Origin of the sequence: Pseudomonas sp. IT-P253 (assembly GCF_949768125.1) — a bacterium.
Taxonomy (GTDB): domain Bacteria; phylum Pseudomonadota; class Gammaproteobacteria; order Pseudomonadales; family Pseudomonadaceae; genus Aquipseudomonas.
In genome coordinates this window covers 1-19,187 of the sequence record NZ_CATKPT010000018.1, presented here as the reverse complement: position 1 = coordinate 19,187, position 19,187 = coordinate 1, and the positions used below count along the sequence as shown (strand labels likewise).

14 protein-coding genes are annotated in these 19,187 nt (G+C 60.1%); 2 read left to right on the top strand and 12 right to left on the bottom strand.

Annotation, left to right across the window (positions count from 1 at the left end):
* Nucleotides 1-239: 239 nt before the first annotated feature.
* From ACM6IR_RS11430 to leuC, 12 genes are all read right to left on the bottom strand, one after another.
* Nucleotides 240-887, bottom strand: coding sequence for an SPOR domain-containing protein (locus ACM6IR_RS11430; RefSeq protein WP_414907802.1), 648 nt, complete (start codon nucleotides 885-887; stop codon nucleotides 240-242).
* A complete protein-coding gene (gene folC / locus ACM6IR_RS11425) occupies nucleotides 871-2,178 on the bottom strand; it encodes a bifunctional tetrahydrofolate synthase/dihydrofolate synthase (protein ID WP_414907801.1) in 1,308 nt (435 codons plus the stop codon). Before folC ends, ACM6IR_RS11430 begins: the two co-directional genes overlap by 17 nt.
* Nucleotides 2,175-3,095 carry an acetyl-CoA carboxylase, carboxyltransferase subunit beta gene (accD, locus tag ACM6IR_RS11420; RefSeq protein ID WP_414907800.1) on the bottom strand — a complete coding sequence of 307 codons (921 nt, stop codon included), beginning with the start codon at nucleotides 3,093-3,095 and terminating at the stop codon, nucleotides 2,175-2,177. Before accD ends, folC begins: the two co-directional genes overlap by 4 nt.
* 183 nt (nucleotides 3,096-3,278) lie before the next feature.
* On the bottom strand, nucleotides 3,279-3,902 hold the full coding sequence (locus ACM6IR_RS11415) for a phosphoribosylanthranilate isomerase (RefSeq protein WP_414907799.1): 624 nt from the start codon (nucleotides 3,900-3,902) through the stop codon (nucleotides 3,279-3,281).
* 63 nt (nucleotides 3,903-3,965) lie between these two features.
* Nucleotides 3,966-4,820 carry a tRNA pseudouridine(38-40) synthase TruA gene (gene truA / locus ACM6IR_RS11410; protein WP_414907798.1) on the bottom strand — a complete coding sequence of 285 codons (855 nt, stop codon included), beginning with the start codon at nucleotides 4,818-4,820 and terminating at the stop codon, nucleotides 3,966-3,968.
* A 273-nt stretch (nucleotides 4,821-5,093) separates the two neighbouring features.
* Entirely contained in the window at nucleotides 5,094-7,703 is a 2,610-nt protein-coding gene (locus ACM6IR_RS11405) for a FimV/HubP family polar landmark protein (RefSeq protein ID WP_414907797.1), read from the bottom strand.
* Between the two features lie 208 nt (nucleotides 7,704-7,911).
* A complete protein-coding gene (locus tag ACM6IR_RS11400; RefSeq protein WP_414907796.1) occupies nucleotides 7,912-8,922 on the bottom strand; it encodes an aspartate-semialdehyde dehydrogenase in 1,011 nt (336 codons plus the stop codon).
* Nucleotides 8,923-9,191: 269 nt separating this feature from the next.
* The gene (gene asd / locus ACM6IR_RS11395) at nucleotides 9,192-10,304 is read right to left on the bottom strand and encodes an aspartate-semialdehyde dehydrogenase (protein ID WP_201113013.1); all 1,113 of its coding nucleotides are present in this window, start codon (nucleotides 10,302-10,304) and stop codon (nucleotides 9,192-9,194) included.
* Between the two features lie 69 nt (nucleotides 10,305-10,373).
* Nucleotides 10,374-11,456: a 3-isopropylmalate dehydrogenase gene (gene leuB, locus ACM6IR_RS11390; RefSeq protein WP_414907795.1), complete on the bottom strand. Its 1,083-nt coding sequence runs from the start codon at nucleotides 11,454-11,456 to the stop codon at nucleotides 10,374-10,376.
* A gap of 93 nt (nucleotides 11,457-11,549) precedes the next feature.
* Nucleotides 11,550-12,317, bottom strand: a complete 768-nt coding sequence (locus ACM6IR_RS11385) for a class I SAM-dependent methyltransferase (protein ID WP_414907794.1) — start codon at nucleotides 12,315-12,317, stop codon at nucleotides 11,550-11,552.
* Between the two features lie 153 nt (nucleotides 12,318-12,470).
* Nucleotides 12,471-13,115, bottom strand: a complete 645-nt coding sequence (gene leuD, locus ACM6IR_RS11380) for a 3-isopropylmalate dehydratase small subunit (RefSeq protein ID WP_007905962.1) — start codon at nucleotides 13,113-13,115, stop codon at nucleotides 12,471-12,473.
* Nucleotides 13,116-13,126: 11 nt separating this feature from the next.
* Nucleotides 13,127-14,545, bottom strand: coding sequence for a 3-isopropylmalate dehydratase large subunit (gene leuC / locus ACM6IR_RS11375; RefSeq protein ID WP_414907793.1), 1,419 nt, complete (start codon nucleotides 14,543-14,545; stop codon nucleotides 13,127-13,129).
* 140 nt (nucleotides 14,546-14,685) lie between these two features.
* On the opposite strand from leuC, the gene ACM6IR_RS11370 reads away from it, so the two are divergent.
* Together ACM6IR_RS11370 and ACM6IR_RS11365 are read left to right on the top strand one after the other, a co-directional pair.
* Nucleotides 14,686-15,576: a LysR family transcriptional regulator gene (locus ACM6IR_RS11370; protein WP_414907792.1), complete on the top strand. Its 891-nt coding sequence runs from the start codon at nucleotides 14,686-14,688 to the stop codon at nucleotides 15,574-15,576.
* Nucleotides 15,577-15,642: 66 nt separating this feature from the next.
* Nucleotides 15,643-18,921, top strand: coding sequence for a PAS domain S-box protein (locus tag ACM6IR_RS11365; protein ID WP_414907791.1), 3,279 nt, complete (start codon nucleotides 15,643-15,645; stop codon nucleotides 18,919-18,921).
* Nucleotides 18,922-19,187 lie beyond the last annotated feature (266 nt).

Genomic DNA, 19,187 nt, shown 5'->3' with positions numbered 1-19,187 from the left:
AGCCCATGCTTATCGGTAAGCTGCGATTGTCAGTGCATTTCAAATAGAGGCAATAGCATACGCCCCTGTAGCAGCTGGCGAAGCCTGCGTCAGGCTGCGCAGCAGCCGTAAAATCGGGCTCCGCGGTGCATCAGGTATACCACGCAAGCCAGATTTACGACGGCATTCGTCCGAATGCGGCCCGCACCGAACGCAGCCTCGCAGGCTCGGCAGCTGCTACAAAGACCGGAGCATCGGCGTTAACCGCGCTCTGGCTGAAAGCGCACCACAAAACCCTTGAGGTTCTGTTGGCGGCTCAACAAGTCACGCAAGCGATCGGCTTCCGCACGCTCGATCAGCGGCCCGACAAATACCCGGTTCTTGCCATCGGCGGCACGGATGTACGCGTTATAACCCTGGCTACGCAGGGTTTTCTGCAGACTTTCTGCACTTTCACGACTCGACAGGCTCGCCAGTTGCACCGACCAGCTGACCGACAAGCCATTGGCATCGACGCGACTTTGCGTGGTGTCCGGCTTGCCCGGTGCAGCCGTAATGGGCTGGGCTGGCGGCGTGGCAGGCTTGGCGGGCTTGGCGACAGGAGGCGGCGTGACCGCTTTGGCGAGAGGCGCACTCGGCGTCAACTTCGCCAACGGCGCTTCTTGCTGAGCGATCTCGTCATCACTCGGCACCGGCTCTTGCGGCAACGCTTGCGGCTCAGGCACCACCACAGGCTCGACCTGGACCTGCGGCATCGAAGGCGCTTGCGGCGCAGCCGGGGCCTGGACCGTCACCTGACGCTGTTCATCCTGACGGGAAAACAGCATAGGCAGGAAAATCACTGCCAGCGCCACCAGAACCAGGGCGCCGACCATGCGCTGCTTGTATGCCTTATCCAGCAATGCCATTTGCCGCTTCCTCCGTGGAGCGCCGAGCCAGCCAATCGAGGGCCTCGGCGACACAATAAAATGATCCGAACAACAGAATCTCGTCGTCGCTCGTCGCCAGCGCGCACTGCCCTTCCAGGGCCGCGGCGACGCTGTCATAAGCTGTTACCGAAGCGCCAAGAGACTGCAACGCAGCCTGCAGATCCGCGACTGGGCGCGCCCGCGGCGAATCCAGCGGCGCAACAGCCCAGTGCTCAACACTAGCATTCAATTCACCGACAACACCATCGAGATCCTTGTCCGCCAGCATGCCGAACACCGCCAGTCGCTTGCCTGCGGGCGGGCGACAGGCCAGACGGCGCACCAGATACTCTGCCGCATGCGGGTTATGCCCCACATCCAGCAACACGCTAAGACGCTTGCCCTGCCAGTCGAACTGACGGCGATCAAGACGACCGACCACCCGAGTCGCTTTCAGGGCATCAATAATCTGCGCAGCCTCCCAAGGCAAGCCGAGCAACAGATAAGCCTGCAGCGCCAGCGCGGCGTTTTCCATCGGCAGATCGAGCAACGGCAGATCATGCAACTCGACCACACGCCCCTGAGCGTCCTGACCGCGCCATTGCCAGTTGTGATCGGTCATACCGAGGTCAAAGTCGCGTCCACGCAGGTAAAACGGGCAGGCCAGCTCGCGCGCTTTATCCAGCAGAGGTTGCGGAGGATTCAGGTCACCGCAGAGCGCTGGCGCGCCTTGGCGGAAGATGCCTGCTTTCTCAAAAGCCACGGATTCACGGGTATTGCCCAGATAGTCCGCATGATCGACGCCAATACTGGTGACCAGCGCCATGTCGGCGTCCACCACGTTAACCGTGTCCAGACGTCCGCCCAGCCCGACTTCCAGCACCACCGCATCAAGCCCTGCCTGCTGAAACAGCCAGAACGCTGCCAGGGTGCCCATCTCGAAGTACGTCAGGGACGTGTCGCCACGCCCCGCCTCAACCGCTGCGAAGGCTTCGCACAGTTCGGCGTCAGTGGCTTCGACACCATTGACCTGCACCCGCTCGTTGTAACGCAGCAGGTGCGGAGAATTGTAGACCCCGACATTCAGGCCCTGCGCCCGCAGCAACGACGCCACGAATGCACAGGTAGACCCTTTGCCGTTGGTGCCGGTGACCGTAATCACCCGAGGCGCCGGCTTGCCCAGCCCCATGCGGGACGCTACCTGTTGCGAGCGCTCCAGCCCCATGTCGATGGCCGAAGGGTGCAACTGCTCAAGGTAGGCGAGCCACTCGCCAAGGGTACGTTGGGTCATAGGTTGGCAGGTACCGGTGGAACTACGACAGGTTCGATTGGCGCGGCAACGAATTTCGGCGTCGGCAGGCCCATCATTTGCGCCAGCAGGTTGCCCAGACGTGGACGCAGCTCCTGACGGTGAATGATCATGTCGATTGCGCCGTGTTCCAGCAGGAACTCGCTGCGCTGGAAGCCTTCCGGCAGTTTTTCACGCACGGTTTGCTCGATCACACGCGGACCGGCGAAGCCGATCAGGGCTTTCGGTTCACCGACAATCACATCGCCCAGCATCGCCAGACTGGCGGAAACACCGCCGTACACCGGATCTGTCAGCACGGAGATGAACGGAATGCCTTCTTCACGCAGACGCGCCAGCACCGCGGAGGTCTTGGCCATTTGCATCAGGGAGATCAGCGCTTCCTGCATCCGCGCACCACCGGAAGCGGCGAAGCAGATCATCGGGCATTTGTTTTCCAGTGCGTAGTTGGCGGCGCGAACAAAACGCTCCCCAACGATGGCACCCATCGATCCACCCATGAAGGAGAATTCGAAGGCCGAGACCACAACCGGCATGCCCAGCAAGGTGCCGCTCATGGAAATCAGTGCGTCTTTTTCGCCCGTCTGCTTCTGAGCAGCGGTCAGGCGATCCTTGTACTTCTTGCCGTCGCGGAACTTCAGACGGTCAACCGGCTCCAGGTCCGCACCCAGTTCGGCACGACCTTCAGCGTCGAGGAAGATGTCGATGCGCGCGCGTGCGCCGATACGCATGTGGTGGTTGCACTTGGGGCAAACGTCCAGGGTTTTTTCCAGCTCCGGACGATACAGCACAGCCTCGCAAGACGGGCATTTGTGCCACAAACCTTCAGGCACCGAGCTCTTCTTGACCTCGGAACGCATGATCGAAGGGATCAGTTTGTCTACTAACCAGTTGCTCATGCTTTCTTTCTCCAGTACCGGCGGCCCGAACGCTTTGGTTCGCAGCCCCGCGTATGCCCTTGAGCTAAATTCATGTGTGCGGCGATGATTGACGGGGTGCCGGATCAGCTAAACGCGACCTGCGTACACCCCAAAAACCCTCAGCCATGCCTGTGGACGGCGGCAGTGTGCCAGCCGTCACATCTACAAGCTCCTACGTACTGCTTTGATGAATGCTTGAATCTTGGCGTGATCCTTGATCCCCTTGCTTGCCTCTACCCCACCACTGACGTCCACGGCATAAGGCCGAACCCGGGCAATCGCCTCGGCGACGTTATCCGGGGTCAAGCCGCCCGCCAGGATAATCGGCTTGCTCAAGCCTTGCGGTATCAGTGACCAGTCGAACGCTTCGCCAGTTCCGCCCGGCACGCCTTCAACATAAGCATCGAGCAGAATACCGCTGGCGCCTGGAAACGCGTCGCACACCGCCGCGATGTCATCCCCGGCCTTGACCCGCAGGGCCTTGATGTACGGCCGATGCCAGCTTTCGCACTCGGCGGCGCTTTCATCACCGTGAAATTGCAACAGGTCGAGCGGCACGGCGTCGAGGATTTCGCCCAGCTCGCAGCGACTGGCATTGACGAACAAACCCACGGTGGTCACGAATGGCGGCAAGGCCTGAATGATCGCCCTCGCCTGCTGAAACGTCACCGCCCGCGGGCTTTTGGCGTAAAACACAAATCCGATGGCATCGGCCCCCGCCTCGACCGCCGCCAACGCATCTTCTATGCGGGTAATCCCGCAAATTTTGCTGCGAACGACCGACATGTCGATAGAACCTCAAGGCAAATACGAGAAAGTCCCGGATGGTAACAAAAGCGTTCGAAGGCGTCAGCCGTCAAGTTCCGTGAAACCGGTCAGGAAGTGTGGGCCGATGTAACGCTGGGGCAATTCGAACTCATCACGGTATTCGACCTGCACCAGATACAGGCCGAACGGATGCGCCGTCACCCCGCCAGAACGGCGAATGCGACTTTCCAGCACTTCTTTCATCCACTCCACCGGGCGCTCGCCAGCACCGATAGTCATCAGCACACCCGCTATGTTGCGCACCATATGGTGCAGGAACGCGCTGGCGCGGATATCCAGCACGATCATCTTGCCGTGGCGAGTAACCCGCAGGTGATGCAGCTCCTTGATCGGCGACTTGGCCTGGCACTGGCCGGCGCGGAAAGCACTGAAATCGTGGGTGCCGACCAGATACTGGGCAGCCTCGGCCATGCGCTCGACGTCCAGCGGACGGTGGTTCCAGGTGATTTCCTCGTTCAGGTGCGCGGGACGGATCTGATCGTTGTAGATCACGTAGCGATAACGCCGGGCAATGGCCTTGAACCGCGCATGAAAATGCGCCGGCATGACCTTGGCCCAACTGACGCTCACATCATGGGGCAAATTGATGTTCGCGCCCATGACCCAGGCTTTCATCGAACGCTCGACCTGTGTGTCGAAATGCACCACCTGTGCGCAGGCATGTACGCCGGCGTCAGTGCGCCCGGCGCAGAGCAGCGACACAGGTGAGTCGGCGACTTTCGACAAAGCCTTTTCCAGGGTTTCCTGCACGGTGAGCACGCCGCAGGCCTGGCGCTGCCAGCCGCGGTAACGCGAACCTTTGTATTCAACGCCCAACGCGATCCGGAAAAAGCCGTCGGCCGCCTGTTCGGCGGACGGGTTATCTATATTTGCCAAGGAGTGACAGCCTGCTGATGTACGCAAAGGCGGGCATTATAAGGCCGCCAGACGGGGATGCCAGTGCAACAGCCAATACTGTGTTGAATGTGATGACCTCTTCGCGAGCAGGCTCGCTCCCACATGGATCTCCAGTGTTCATAAAACCCTGTGTGCGAGCCTGCTCCGGGCGGCGTTCCGACGAAGGCGATCCCACAGACACCATCGCACCACCGCTAAAACAAAAACGGCAGCCTTGACGGGCTGCCGTTTTGTTTACTCCGTGTCGATGACTCAAGCCAGACGCAAAAGCATTTCCCTGGCTTCGCTCTTCTGGCCGGCATCACCCTCAGTCACTACCTCATTGAGGATATCCCGGGCGCCATCGCTATCGCCCATGTCGATGTAGGCCTGGGCCAGATCGAGCTTGGTGGCAACTTCGTCGGTACCGGAAAGGAAATCGAATTCCAGCTCGTCGTCCGCAGAAGCCGAAGCGTCTTGCGCAGTGAAGCTCGGCTCGCCGATGCTACCGGACAAGCTCTCCAGCTCGGCGTTGACATCGTTCAGCTCGGCAGTGAACGCATCCGGCGCGTCGAGAGCGCCCATTTCGTCGGCCAGCGACAGGTCGAAATCGCCCAGCAGGTCCAGATCGTCCGGCACGGCAGCAGCAACCGGCGCTTTAGCAGCAGGCATGTCCTTGAGGTCTTCATCCAGGCTCAGCAGGAAATCGTCTTCGGCCAGGGTCGCTGGCGAGGCATCACCACCGAGGTCCATGTCCAGATCGAAGTCCGACAGGTCATCAAGGTTGTCCTTGATTTCTGTGTGCTGCTGCAACACCGACTCAAAGCTCAAATCATCGTCCTGCGGAAACTCACCCAGTTCGGCAGCCGCTTCTGGCTCGGGTTCCGGGGCAACCACCGCAGGCGAGGCAGCTTCCAGATCATCCAGACTCAGATCGAAGGCACTGTCGAAATCGTCATCGGCCAAGGCCGGTTCCGCCGCTTGCGGCTCGTCCTGCAACAGGTCTTTAACGTATTGCGCGTCCAGTTCGGCCGCGACGGCGGCGGCAGCGATGCCACCGGCCGCTACGAGAACCATGGCCGGGAAGCGGCTTTTCAGCTGTTCGACTTGAGCGTAGTTGTCACCGTTGGCGACCAGTTGGCGCTCCTGGGCGACGAATGCATCGCGATCGCCCTGCTGACCGTAGACTTCCATCAGTTTCAGGCGCAGATCACTGCGTTGCGGTTCTTGCTTGATGCCGTCTTCAAGCAACGCCGACGCCTGATTCAATCGACCGGCGGCAATATGCGAATGGGCCTTGCTCAGTACGTCGTCATCACGCTCGGCCGCAGGCGATACCAGTGGCGCGGCGATCGGTGGCGTGACCACGACCGGGGCAATCACCGGTGCGGGCGCAGGTACTGGCGCGGGCGTCGGCGCGGTAGCGAGTTTCACGCTCGGTGGCGGAACTTCCAGACCTTCGAAGCTGCTCTCCGGCAGGTCCTGGTCTACAGAAAATTCCTGCTCCTCAGACAAGGCCCGGGCCATGCGCAGATGCTTCTCGGCTTCTTGCTGGGCTTTGCGGCGACGGGCCAGCAACAGCAACAAAAGCAACAGAATCACCGCACCGCCGCCTGCCAGCCCCAGCAGGTACGGATTGGTCAGCAGGTCGTTGTATTTTTGCTCGTCGGACGCGACCGGTGTCGGCTCGACTGGCTTGTCGACCGGGGCTGGCGCACCCTCAGACGCGGTTGCTGCAGCGGCTGGCGCTGTCGCAGGGCTGGCCACCAGTTCGGCCGATATCGGTGCCGCAGGCTGGGCAGTCGCAGCGGGTGCCGTTGCGCTCCCTTCTGCCTGCAACTTGGCCAATTGATTGTTCTTCAGTTCGATCAGACGCTGCAGCTTGTCCATCTGACTTTGCAGATCGGTCATGCGGCTTTTCAGTTCGGCATTGTCACGACGGGTCGTGTCGAGGCTTTCCTGGGTGACGGCCAGCTTGTTGCTCAGGTTCTTGGCATCGCCCGCGGCGCCCTTGCCAAGGCCCTTGCTAGTGCCGGCAGAGACCAGGCTCAACGTGTCCTTGGCAGCTTTCGACGAAGTGCCTTCACCGCGCGCGCGCTTGGTGGCGTCGAGTTGCTGTTGGCCGGCACCAGGCTTGGCGACATAACGACGCCCCTGACGCCACGCCGTGTTCTGCGCGGCCACTTCAGCGATGGCTTTAGGTTGCGCCAGGTTGGTGCTCTGCGCCTGATCCGGCAGACGCAGCACCTGACCGGTTTTCAGCCGGTTGATGTTGCCGCCGATAAAGGCGTCCGGGTTCAATGCCTGAATGGCCAGCATGGTTTGTTGAACCGAACCACCGTTGCGCGCCTTCGCGGCGATTTCCCACAGGGTATCGCGCGGCGTCGTGGTGTATTGGGCCGGTTTGGTCGCACCGGTGACTGGCGCCGTGACGGTTTGGGTTGGCGCAGGTTGCGCGGCCGCATTGGCGGTTTGCGGCGAGAATTTGGACGGATCAAGCAGCACGCTGTAATCGCGCAGCAGACGACCGTTGGGCCACATCACCTGAACCAGGAATTTCACCATCGGCTCGGTGAGCGGCTTGCTTGAAGTTACACGCAGGATGCTTTTGCCGCTGGCGTTGAGCACCGGGGTAAAGGTCAGGTCATTGAGAAACGCCTGGCGATCGACACCGGCCTTGGCGAAATCATCGGGCGAAGCCAGGCTCGGCACCACTTCGGCAGCGGTGAGGTCCTTGACGTCGAGCAACTCGATTTCCGCCACCAGAGGCTGGTTCAGCGTCGACTTCAGAGTCAGTTCCCCGAGCCCGAGTGCATGCGCCATACCGGAGGACAGCGCCGAGGCGGCCGCAATTGCTAACACCAGTTTGCGAACTTGAACCATAGCCTCATCCTTTGTTTGAACATTCCTCGGCCAGCGAGAAGGTGTTGATAGCCGCTGCCGTAAGGCATTGCGCGCGGCGGCGAAGAGTCGTCGAGCGCGATCATTTCATTCATGCCACGCGAAGCCACACAGGATGGCTCGCCTTCAGCAATCCGGCAGAGCATAACGCTCGACTTGAATCATTCGACAAATTGTTGCCAAGTATCTTTTACACAAGGTCTTTTATCAACAATTCAGCCACCTGCACAGCATTGAGCGCCGCGCCTTTGCGTACGTTATCTGACGTCAGCCACAAATTAAGTTCCGACAGATCGTCGATACCTTGACGAACCCGACCGACGTACACCACATCCTGCCCTACCGCGTCGCCTACCGCCGTCGGGTAATCGCCGGCTTCTACCAGCTCGATACCCGGCGCGTCCTCCAGGGCCACGTTGACTTTCGCCAGGTCGACATCGCGTGCTGACTGCAAGGTCACGCTAAAGCTATCGCCAAAAAACACCGGGGCTTGAATGCAAGTCACGGAAATCTTCAATGAAGGCAACGCCATGACCTGACGCAGTTCGCGCACCAGGCGTTTTTCCAGCAGCGTATGACCTTGGTTATCAGGCTTGCCGACTTGCGCCAGCAAGTTGAAAGCCATCTGCCGATCGAAAAAAGTCGGCTCCAGTGGACGCACATTGAGCAGCTCGGCGGTTTGGCGGGCCAGCTCGGTCACGGCTTCGCGCCCTTGAGCGGATACCGCCAGACAGGCGGTCAGGTTGATGCGTTGCAGATCGAGCAAACCGAGCAATGGCGCCAACACCACCGCCAGTGTGGTGGTCGACGGGCTTGGGCTGCTGACCTGAAATGGTTTTTTCAGACCGGCCAACACCTGCGCATTGGCTTCAGGCACCACTTGCGGTGCTTGATCGGCCGGCAAGGCGCCAGACAGATCGATCAGCGAGCATCCCGCCGCCGTGGCACGCGAGGCAAAACTCAGGGTCACCGCCGGGCCGGCCGCAAAGAAAACCAGCTGGACTTTGCTGAAATCGAACTCATCGACTTCCCGCACACGCACGTTCTTGCCGCGAAACGGTACCGAATGCCCGGCCGATTCGCTGCTGGCCAGCAGATGCAGGTTGCCGACCGGGAAGTCGCGCTCTTCGAGAATCTGCACAAGCGTTTCGCCGACAGTACCGGTGGCGCCGATCACGGCAATATCAAAGGACTGGCTCATGGTTCTACCTCTGGCGAAACGGGGGGAGCGGCACTTTACCGGGTGGTGGGCATGCAGGCAATTCGGCGCGCGAAACCTAGTAGCAGCTGCCGAAGGCTGCGTTCGAGGACGAAGTCCTCGCTTTGGGGATCCCCCAATCATTCAGAAGAGCCGCGCGCTCAGGTTTTACGACTGCTACGCAGCCGAACGCAGGCTTCGCCAGCTGCTACAGGTTTACAAAAAAAACCCGCACATCTTTCAAGGCGCGGGTTTTTCATTGCATCAATCGATCAACGCTCAAGCAAAATCCGCAGCATGCGACGCAGCGGCTCGGCCGCGCCCCACAGCAGTTGGTCGCCGACGGTGAATGCGCCGACGTACTGCGTGCCCATATTCAGCTTGCGCAAACGGCCAACCGGTACGTTCAGGGTGCCGGTGACTTTCGTCGGGCTCAGTTCCTGAATGCTGACTTCGCGCTGGTTCGGCACCAGTTTGACCCAAGGGTTGTGCTGGCTGATCAGCCCTTCGATGTCGGCGATCGGCACGTCTTTGTTCAGCTTGATGGTCAGCGCCTGGCTGTGGCAACGCATAGCGCCGATGCGCACGCAAATACCATCGACCGGGATCGGGCTCTTGAAGCGACCGAGGATCTTGTTGGTCTCGGCCTGGGCTTTCCACTCTTCACGGCTTTGACCGTTTGGCAGTTCCTTGTCGATCCACGGGATCAGGCTGCCAGCCAGGGGCACGCCGAAGTTTTCGGTCGGGTACGCATCGCTGCGCATGGCTTCGGCGACACGGCGGTCGATGTCGAGGATGGCGCTGGCCGGGTCGGCCAGTTGATCCGCGACAGCCGCATGGGTTGCGCCCATCTGCTTGATCAGTTCACGCATGTTCTGCGCGCCGGCACCGGAAGCCGCCTGATACGTCATGGCGCTCATCCACTCCACCAGACCGGCTTCAAACAGGCCGCCCAGGCCCATCAGCATCAGGCTGACGGTGCAGTTGCCGCCGATGTAGTTCTTGGTGCCCGCGTCGAGCTGCTGGTCGATGACCTTGCGGTTCACCGGGTCCAGCACGATCACCGCGTCATCCTGCATGCGCAGGCTGGAAGCGGCGTCGATCCAGTAACCCTGCCAACCCGCCTCGCGCAGCTTCGGGAAGACTTCGCTGGTGTAGTCACCACCCTGGCAGGTCAGAATCACGTCGAGGGTTTTCAGCTCTTCAATGCTGTAAGCGTCCTTGAGCGGAGCAATGTCCTTGCCCACGGACGGGCCTTGGCCACCGACATTGGAAGTGGTGAAAAACACCGGCTCAATAAGATCGAAATCCTGCTCTTCCAGCATCCGCTGCATGAGCACGGAACCGACCATACCGCGCCAACCGATCAGACCTACACGTTTCATCGCAACTACACCTTCTTTAAAAAGTGGGCCGCTGCTTTCGGAGTGGAAAGTCGCAGCGGGCCCGAGAGATTACAGTTTCCGCAGCGCGGCGACTACTGCGTCGCCCATTTCCTGCGTACCGACTTTAGTGCAACCGGCCGACCAGATGTCGCCTGTGCGCAGGCCCTGATCCAGCACCAGGCTCACGGCTTTCTCGATCGCATCCGCCGCTTCCTGCAGATTGAAGCTGTAACGCAACATCATCGACACCGACAAAATGGTCGCCAGCGGGTTGGCGATGCCTTTGCCCGCGATGTCCGGCGCCGAACCGTGGCACGGCTCATACATGCCTTTGTTATTGGTATCCAGGGATGCCGACGGCAGCATGCCGATGGAACCGGTGAGCATCGACGCCTGGTCGGAAAGAATGTCACCGAACATGTTTTCAGTGACGATCACGTCGAATTGCTTCGGCGCGCGCACCAGCTGCATCGCAGCGTTGTCGACGTACATGTGGCTCAGTTCGACTTCCGGGTAATCCTTGGCCACTTGTTCGACGATTTCACGCCACAGCTGGCTGGAAGCCAGGACGTTGGCTTTGTCCACCGAGCACAGCTTCTTGCTGCGCACCATGGCCATGTCGAAACCGACACGGGCGATGCGACGGATTTCGCTTTCGCTGTACGGCAGGGTGTCGTAGGCCTGACGCTCGCCGTTTTCCAGCGTGCGGGTGCCGCGTGGCGCGCCGAAATAGATGCCGCCGGTCAGTTCGCGAACGATCAGAATGTCCAGGCCGGCAACGATTTCGGGTTTCAGGCTCGAAGCCTCGGCCAGTTGCGGGTACAGGATCGCCGGGCGCAGGTTGCCGAACAGGCCCAGTTGCGCACGAATCTTCAGCAGGCCGCGCTCTGGGCGAATGTCACGCTCGATGGCGTCCCATTTCGGGCCGCCCACGGCGCCCAACAGCACAGCATCGGCCGCGCGGGCACGATCCAGGGTTTCGTCAGCCAGTGGCACGCTGTGTTTGTCGATGGCTGCGCCGCCGATGACGTCGTGGCTCAGCTCAAGGCCCAAGCTGTACTTGTCGTTGGCCAACTCCAGCACCTTGACCGCTTCGGCCATGATTTCCGGGCCAATACCGTCACCCGGGAGAATCAGAATCTGCTTGCTCATGCTTTCCTCATGTCATCAGTCGGTGCGCCCTTGGGCACACCCGGAAAAAGTCTATCGCTCGGCGCTTTTCGTTCAGAGCTTATCGTTTAGAGCTCATCGTTCAGCCATCAACACAATGACATCGGTACTGAACGAACCATCGGCCTCAATTTCAAAATATTCGCGTACTTCATTGCCCATCGACTGCTGCAACTCACGGATTGCCGCGCGCATCACCTGGGGTGTGCGCATACGCTCGACCCAGGAGTTGTACTCCAGACGTAGCCGTTGACGCGTGGTACTGCGGGTGTGCAACCCCGCTTCGCTGACCTGGCGCAACCATTCGCCGGCAGAATAATCGCGCACATGGCTGGTGTCGCGCAGCACCTCGACGCTTTGCAGGTAAGTGTCGAACAACGGACTGCCCGGTGACAACACGTCAATGAACGCCGCCACGCCGCCCGGTTTCAGCACCCGACGAACTTCGCGAAGGGCCAGGCCGAGATCGCTCCAATGGTGCGCCGAATAACGGCTGAAGACGAAATCGAATTCGCCATCGGCAAATGGCAGGCGCTCGGCGGCACCGAGTACGGTGGACACATTGCTCAAGCCACGATCGACAGCGGCACCGGCGACCACGTCAAGCATCTGTTGGGACAGGTCGTAAGCCACGACTTCTTTCACCAGCGAGGCCACATGGAAGCTGACATGGCCGGCGCCACAACCCAGGTCCAGCACCCGGGCATCACCCTGCCCTGCCAGTTCGGCTTGTAGCAGTGCGAATTCGGTGCCTTGAGCGTGAACGGCGCTGCTCAGGTAGGCCGAGGCCTGTTCACCAAACTGCTTTTGGACAACCTGACTGTGCTGGGGGGTGCTGGTCATGGGACTTCCTTTTTGGGGGTGAGTCTTGCGGTGTCTGAGCTGCCGTCATCGCGAGCAAGCTCGCTCCCACAGGTTTTGTGGACACCGAAGGTCCGTGTGGGAGCGAGCTTGCTCGCGATGAGGCCGGCTCTGCTTACATCAATCTCGAATCAATCAAGCGTCGCGAAACAACCACGGCTGGCTCGCGCGATGCTTGGCCTCAAACGTCGCAATCGCCTCGTGGTCCTGCAAGGTCAGGCCAATATCGTCAAGGCCATTGAGCAGGCAATGCTTGCGGAACGCGTCGATTTCGAAGCTCAACACCTTGCCATCCGGACGGGTCACGGTCTGGGCTTGCAGATCGACCTGCAACTGGTAGCCAGGCGTAGCTTCAACCTGCTGGAACAACTCATCCACTTCAGCGTCGCTCAAGATGATCGGCAGCAAGCCATTCTTGAAGCTGTTGTTGAAGAAAATATCGGCGTAGCTCGGCGCGATGATGCTGCGGAAACCATATTCTTCAAGTGCCCACGGCGCATGTTCGCGGCTGGAGCCGCAACCGAAGTTTTCACGGGCCAGCAATACGCTGGCACCTTGGTAACGCTCGGCGTTAAGAACGAAATCCTTGTTGAGCGGACGCTTGGAATTGTCCTGATACGGCTGCCCCACATCCAGATAGCGCCACTCATCGAACAGGTTCGGGCCAAAACCGGTGCGCTTGATCGACTTCAAGAACTGCTTCGGAATGATCTGGTCGGTGTCGACGTTGGCACGATCCAAAGGCGCGACAAGACCAGTGTGCTGGGTAAAAGCTTTCATGCTGCGCTCCTTTAGATCAATTCACGGACGTCGACGAAACGACCGTTTACAGCGGCGGCGGCGGCCATGGCCGGGCTGACGAGGTGGGTACGGCCACCAGCGCCCTGACGGCCTTCGAAGTTACGGTTGGAGGTCGATGCACAGTGCTCGCCCGACTCCAAACGGTCCGGGTTCATCGCCAGGCACATTGAGCAACCGGGTTCACGCCACTCGAAACCGGCGTCGAGGAAAATCTTGTCCAGGCCTTCGGACTCCGCCTGAGCCTTCACCAGACCCGACCCCGGCACCACGATGGCTTGCTTGATGGTCGATGCCACTTTGCGGCCCTTGGCAATGACGGCCGCGGCGCGCAGGTCTTCGATCCGCGAGTTGGTGCAGGAACCGATGAATACGCGGTCCAGCTGGATGTCGGTGATCGCCTGATTGGCGGTCAACCCCATGTACTTCAAGGCGCGCTCGATGGAACCGCGTTTAACCAGGTCCATCTCCTGAGCAGGGTCCGGCACGTTCTGATCGACAGCCAACACCATCTCGGGCGATGTGCCCCAACTGACTTGCGGCTTGATCCGGGTCGCATCGAGCTCGACGATGGTGTCGAACTTGGCATCTTTGTCGGAGACCAGGTCTTTCCAGGCTTCGACGGCCAAGTCCCATTCCGCGCCCTTCGGGGCAAATGGACGACCTTTCACGTAGGCCACGGTTTTTTCGTCTGCAGCCACCAGACCTACGCGAGCGCCAGCCTCGATGGACATGTTGCAGATGGTCATGCGGCCTTCAACGGACAAATCGCGAATCGCGCTACCGGCGAACTCGATGGCATGACCGTTACCGCCGGCGGTGCCGATTTTGCCGATGACCGCGAGGACGATGTCCTTGGCGGTCACGCCGAACGGCAGTTTGCCTTCGACCGAGACCAACATATTCTTCATTTTCTGGGCAACCAGGCACTGAGTGGCGAGCACATGCTCGACCTCGGAAGTGCCGATACCGTGAGCCAGGGCACCGAACGCGCCGTGGGTCGAGGTATGGGAGTCGCCGCAGACCACGGTCATGCCCGGCAAGGTCGCGCCCTGCTCCGGACCGATGACGTGAACGATGCCTTGACGCACATCATTCATCTTGAATTCGACAATGCCATATTCATCGCAGTTATCGTCGAGGGTCTGAACCTGCAAACGCGAGACCTGGTCGACAATGGCTTCGATTCCGCCCTTGCGTTCCGGGGTAGTCGGTACGTTGTGGTCCGGGGTCGCGATGTTGGCATCGATGCGCCAAGGCTTGCGCCCGGCCAGGCGCAGGCCTTCAAAGGCTTGCGGCGAGGTCACTTCGTGGATGATGTGACGATCGATGTAAATCAGCGCAGAGCCATCGTCGCGCTGTTTAACCAAATGCGAATCCCAGAGCTTGTCGTAGAGCGTTTTGCCGGCCATCAGACGGTTTCCTCATCAGCTTTTCTATGCCAGAGAGAATCTCAATAACCCCTTGGCTTGTGAGGTCGATCCTAGGGGGTTACATTAAATAACTCAAATTCATATTTTTTATGCTTTGGATAACCAACTGGAATACGACTATGGACCTGGCCAACCTCAACGCTTTTATCGCGATTGCCGAGACCGGGAGCTTCTCCGGTGCAGGCGAACGGCTGCACCTGACCCAGCCAGCCATCAGCAAACGTATCGCCGGGCTCGAGCAGCAATTGAAGGTACGACTGTTTGACCGATTGGGCCGCGAAGTGAGCCTGACGGAGGCGGGTCGCGCCTTGCTGCCACGGGCCTATCAGATTCTGAATGTGCTGGATGACACCCGCCGCGCCCTGACCAATCTCACCGGCGAAGTGACTGGCCGCCTGACCCTGGCCACCAGTCACCACATCGGCCTGCATCGCTTGCCGCCCTTACTACGGGAGTTCACCCGACGTTACCCACAGGTGGCACTGGATATTCAGTTCCTGGATTCGGAAGTGGCCTACGAAGAAATCCTCCATGGCCGCGCCGAACTGGCGGTGATTACCCTGGCGCCGGAGCCCCATACGCTGGTCAAGGCCACGCCGGTGTGGGACGACCCGCTGGATTTCGTGGTCGCCCCCGAGCATTCACTGATCAGCAACGGTGCGGTCAGCCTGGCAGATATCGCCCTGCACCCGGCCGTGTTCCCCGGCGGCAACACCTTCACCCACCATATCGTCCAGCGCCTGTTCGAGGCTCAGGGCCTGACGCCGAACATCGCCATGAGTACGAATTATCTGGAAACCATCAAAATGATGGTCTCGATCGGCCTGGCCTGGAGCGTATTGCCGCGCACCATGCTCGACGATCAGGTTGCGCGAATACCTTTGCCGGGCATACAACTCACTCGCCAGCTAGGCTATATCCTGCACACAGAACGGACACTGTCGAACGCGGCACGGGCCTTTATGGCTCTGCTGGATGCACAAATCGATCGGCCAGGGAAACAAGGCTAAGGTGTGCTACTGCTATAGAGCCGCGAAACCCTGTGCTTAACGCCCCTTTCTGCCCAAGGCTTGCCAATGCCGAAATCTGTTGATCGTATTCCGCCGATGCCGCATATACAGGCGCTTGACCCGAAACGGTCCGAGCAAAGCTGGGAAAGCGCGCCACAATTGCTCGCCGCCCTCAACGGCGCACGTTTGGGCGCGTGGTACTGGGACATCGAACGTGGGCAGATCAGCTGGTCCCGCGGCACCCAGGCGTTGTTCGGTTTCGATCCCCGGCAACCTTTGCCGGCCGATCTGGAATACCTCGATTTGGTGCCCCCCGAGGATCGGGCGAAGACCGTTCGCGCCTTCCACGCGGTGATCGCCGGCGCGCCGCTGGAACAAGCGATGCACCACCGTATCCGTTGGCCCGACGGCAGCCTGCACTGGTTGGAGATCAACGGCAGCCTGCTACCGGACAAAAACGGTCGGCCCAGAATGATCGGGGTGATCCGCGAAATCACCCACCAGCGTCAGCGCGAACAAGCGCTGAGCAGCTCGGAAAAACGCTTCGCGACGCTGTTTCACCTGTGCCCGAACATGGTGCTACTGACCCGCCAGGAGGATGGCCTGATTACCGAGGCCAACCAGTATTTCGAAAGCCTGTTCGGTTGGCCTGTGCAGAATGCCATCGGTCGTACCACCCTTGAACTGGGCCTGTGGGTGCACCCGGATCAACGAGAAAAACTGGTCAAGGCCACCAAGGCCAAAGGCGAGTTGATCAGCATGGAGGTGCAGTTTCGCGCCAGCAATGGCCAGATTCACGACGGTATCCTCAGCGCGCAAAAGGTCGAGCTCGAGGGCCAGCCTTATCTGCTGAGTACCTTCCTCGATACCACCGAACGCAAAGCCGCCGAGCAAGCCCTCAAAGACAGCCAGGAGCGTCTCGACCTGGCCCTGGATTCGGCGCAACTCGGCACCTGGGACTGGCACATTCCCAGCGGCATGCTTTACGGCTCGGCGCGCGCGGCCCAGTTGCACGGACTGGAGGCCAAACCCTTCCATGAATCCTTCGACGAGTTTTTCGAAGGCGTGCCCGTCGAAGAACGCGGCACCATGCGCGACGCCTACCGCAGCCTGCGCGAGGGCCCGGCCGGCAACTATCAACTGACCTACCGCGTGCAGCTGCCGGACGGCAGTTCGTGCTACCTGGAAAGCCGCGCCCGCCTCTATCGCGATGAAAACGGCCTCCCACTGCGCATGGCGGGCACCTTGCTTGACATCACCGATCAGGTAGAACGCGAAGAGCGACTGGTGGCGTCTGAAGAGAAGTTCGCCACGCTGTTCCAGGTCAGTCCGGACCCGATCTGCGTGACCCGTCAGGACTCGGGCCAGTTCATCGAGATCAATTCCAGCTTCACGCAGACGTTCGGCTGGAGCGCCGCCGATGTAATTGGCCATAGCGCCGACGAAATCGGCCTGTGGGATGCCTCGGCGAAAAGCCTGCAACGGATCGAGCAGGTCATCCGCGAACAGGGCCTGAATAATGTCGCGATCCAGGTTCAGCACAAAGACGGACAGTCCCTGACCTGCGTGATTTCGAGCCGTCAGATCAGCGTCGGCGATCAACCGTGCATCGTCACTACCTTGCGCGACATCACCCAACAGCAACGTTCGGAAGCGGCGCTCAAGGCCAGCGAAGAGAAGTTCGCCAAGGCGTTCCACTCCAGCCCCGACGCGATCACCATCACCGAGCGCGACACCGGGCGTTATCTGGAGGTCAACGACGGCTTCTGCCGCCTGACGGGTTACCGCGCCGATGAAGTGATCGGCCGTACGGTGTACCAGGTTGGCATCTGGGCCGAAGAGAAACAACGCTCGGCGCTGCTGGCCGAGCTACAGATCAAGGGCCGGGTGCATCATCTGGAAATGCTCGGGCGCAATAAACGCGGCGACTTCCTGACCGTTGAAGTCTCGGTTGAACCCATCACCCTGAATGAAACGGCGTGCCTGCTGCTGACCGCACGAGACGTCAGCCTGTTGAAAAACGCCGAAGCACAAATCCGCCACCTGGCCTACCACGACCCACTGACCAACCTGCCCAACCGCGCATTGCTGATGGATCGCCTGAGCCAGCAGATCGCCCTGCTCAAGCGCCACAACCTGCGCGGCGCCTTGATGTTTCTCGACCTTGATCACTTCAAGCACATCAATGATTCGCTGGGTCATCCGGTCGGCGATACCGTACTGAAAATCATCACCGCGCGGCTTGAGGCCAGCGTGCGCATGGAAGACACCGTGGCGCGGCTGGGCGGTGATGAGTTCGTCGTGCTGCTGAGCGGCCTGGAAGGTTCGCGCAACGAAGTCAGCGCACAAGTTCGGGAACTGGCGGACACCTTGCGCGAACTGCTGTCCGAGCCGATGTTCCTTGATGGACAGCGCCTGCAAGTGACGCCAAGCATCGGCATTGCGCTGATTCCCGATCACGGCTCCACGCCCACTGACCTGCTCAAACGCGCCGATATCGCCCTCTACCGGGCCAAGGATTCGGGTCGCAACACCACGCAGATGTACCACAACACCATGCAGAAGGCCGCCAGCGAACGCTTGCGCATGGAAACCGACCTGCGCCTGGCGCTTTCACGGGGCGAATTTCGCGTGCATTACCAACCTCAGGTGGATGCCCGTAACAATCGCATCGTCGGCGCCGAAGCGCTGGTGCGCTGGAATCATCCGGAGCTCGGCGCGCAATCGCCGACTGAGTTCATCAAGGTACTGGAAGACAGCGGGCTGATTCTGGAGGTTGGCACCTGGATCGTCGATGAAGCCTGCGGGGCATTCAAACAATTGATGAAGCAGGGTTTGATAGACCCGCTCGACTTCAGCCTGTGCGTCAACATCAGCCCACGACAGTTCCGTCAGAACGACTTCGTCGAACGCATCGAATACAGCCTCGTCAGCCACGGCCTGCCCTGCTCGTTGCTGAAACTGGAAATCACTGAAGGCATCGTCATCCAGAACCTGGAAGACACCATCAGCAAAATGCGCCGGCTGAAAAAACTCGGTGTGAGCTTTGCCATGGACGACTTCGGTACCGGTTATTCCTCTCTGACCTACCTCAAGCGCCTACCGGTCGATACGTTGAAAATCGATCAGTCGTTCATCCGCGACGCCACCACCGACCCCAACGATGCAGAGATCATCCGCGCCATCGTGGCCATGGCTCGCAGCCTGGAATTGAAAGTGATCGCCGAAGGCGTTGAGACGCCTGAGCAGCTTGAGTTTTTGCTGGGGCTGGGTTGCCATTTTTACCAAGGGTATTTACACAGTCGGCCGCTGCCGGTGGCGGAGTTTCTGAAACTCCTGAAATAACACCTCCTGTGTAGGAGCGAGCTTGAACTGGTCCAGTAATTTCGGACATTCTTTTCGGTTCTCACGCCGCTAGCTTTTCTGCCGCTACCGGTGAGTGGTAACCGTAGCAGCTGGCGAAGCCTGCGTCCGGCTGCGCAGCAGTCGTAAAGTCAGACAATGCGGTGCGTCAGATTCACCGCGCACTCAGGGTTTTCGACTGCTGCGCAGCCGGACGCAGGCTTCGCCAGCTGCTACGGATCGCGTTATGGCTTAACTGATCGGCATTA

Coding starts and splice junctions, on each gene's coding strand:
- ACM6IR_RS11430 (WP_414907802.1), bottom strand. CDS start 887: ATGGCATTGCTGGATAAGGCATACAAGCAGCGCATGGTCGGCGCCCTG.
- folC (WP_414907801.1), bottom strand. CDS start 2,178: ATGACCCAACGTACCCTTGGCGAGTGGCTCGCCTACCTTGAGCAGTTG.
- accD (WP_414907800.1), bottom strand. CDS start 3,095: ATGAGCAACTGGTTAGTAGACAAACTGATCCCTTCGATCATGCGTTCC.
- ACM6IR_RS11415 (WP_414907799.1), bottom strand. CDS start 3,902: ATGTCGGTCGTTCGCAGCAAAATTTGCGGGATTACCCGCATAGAAGAT.
- ACM6IR_RS11405 (WP_414907797.1), bottom strand. CDS start 7,703: ATGGTTCAAGTTCGCAAACTGGTGTTAGCAATTGCGGCCGCCTCGGCG.
- ACM6IR_RS11400 (WP_414907796.1), bottom strand. CDS start 8,922: ATGAGCCAGTCCTTTGATATTGCCGTGATCGGCGCCACCGGTACTGTC.
- asd (WP_201113013.1), bottom strand. CDS start 10,304: ATGAAACGTGTAGGTCTGATCGGTTGGCGCGGTATGGTCGGTTCCGTG.
- leuB (WP_414907795.1), bottom strand. CDS start 11,456: ATGAGCAAGCAGATTCTGATTCTCCCGGGTGACGGTATTGGCCCGGAA.
- ACM6IR_RS11385 (WP_414907794.1), bottom strand. CDS start 12,317: ATGACCAGCACCCCCCAGCACAGTCAGGTTGTCCAAAAGCAGTTTGGT.
- leuD (WP_007905962.1), bottom strand. CDS start 13,115: ATGAAAGCTTTTACCCAGCACACTGGTCTTGTCGCGCCTTTGGATCGT.
- leuC (WP_414907793.1), bottom strand. CDS start 14,545: ATGGCCGGCAAAACGCTCTACGACAAGCTCTGGGATTCGCATTTGGTT.
- ACM6IR_RS11370 (WP_414907792.1), top strand. CDS start 14,686: ATGGACCTGGCCAACCTCAACGCTTTTATCGCGATTGCCGAGACCGGG.
- ACM6IR_RS11365 (WP_414907791.1), top strand. CDS start 15,643: ATGCCGAAATCTGTTGATCGTATTCCGCCGATGCCGCATATACAGGCG.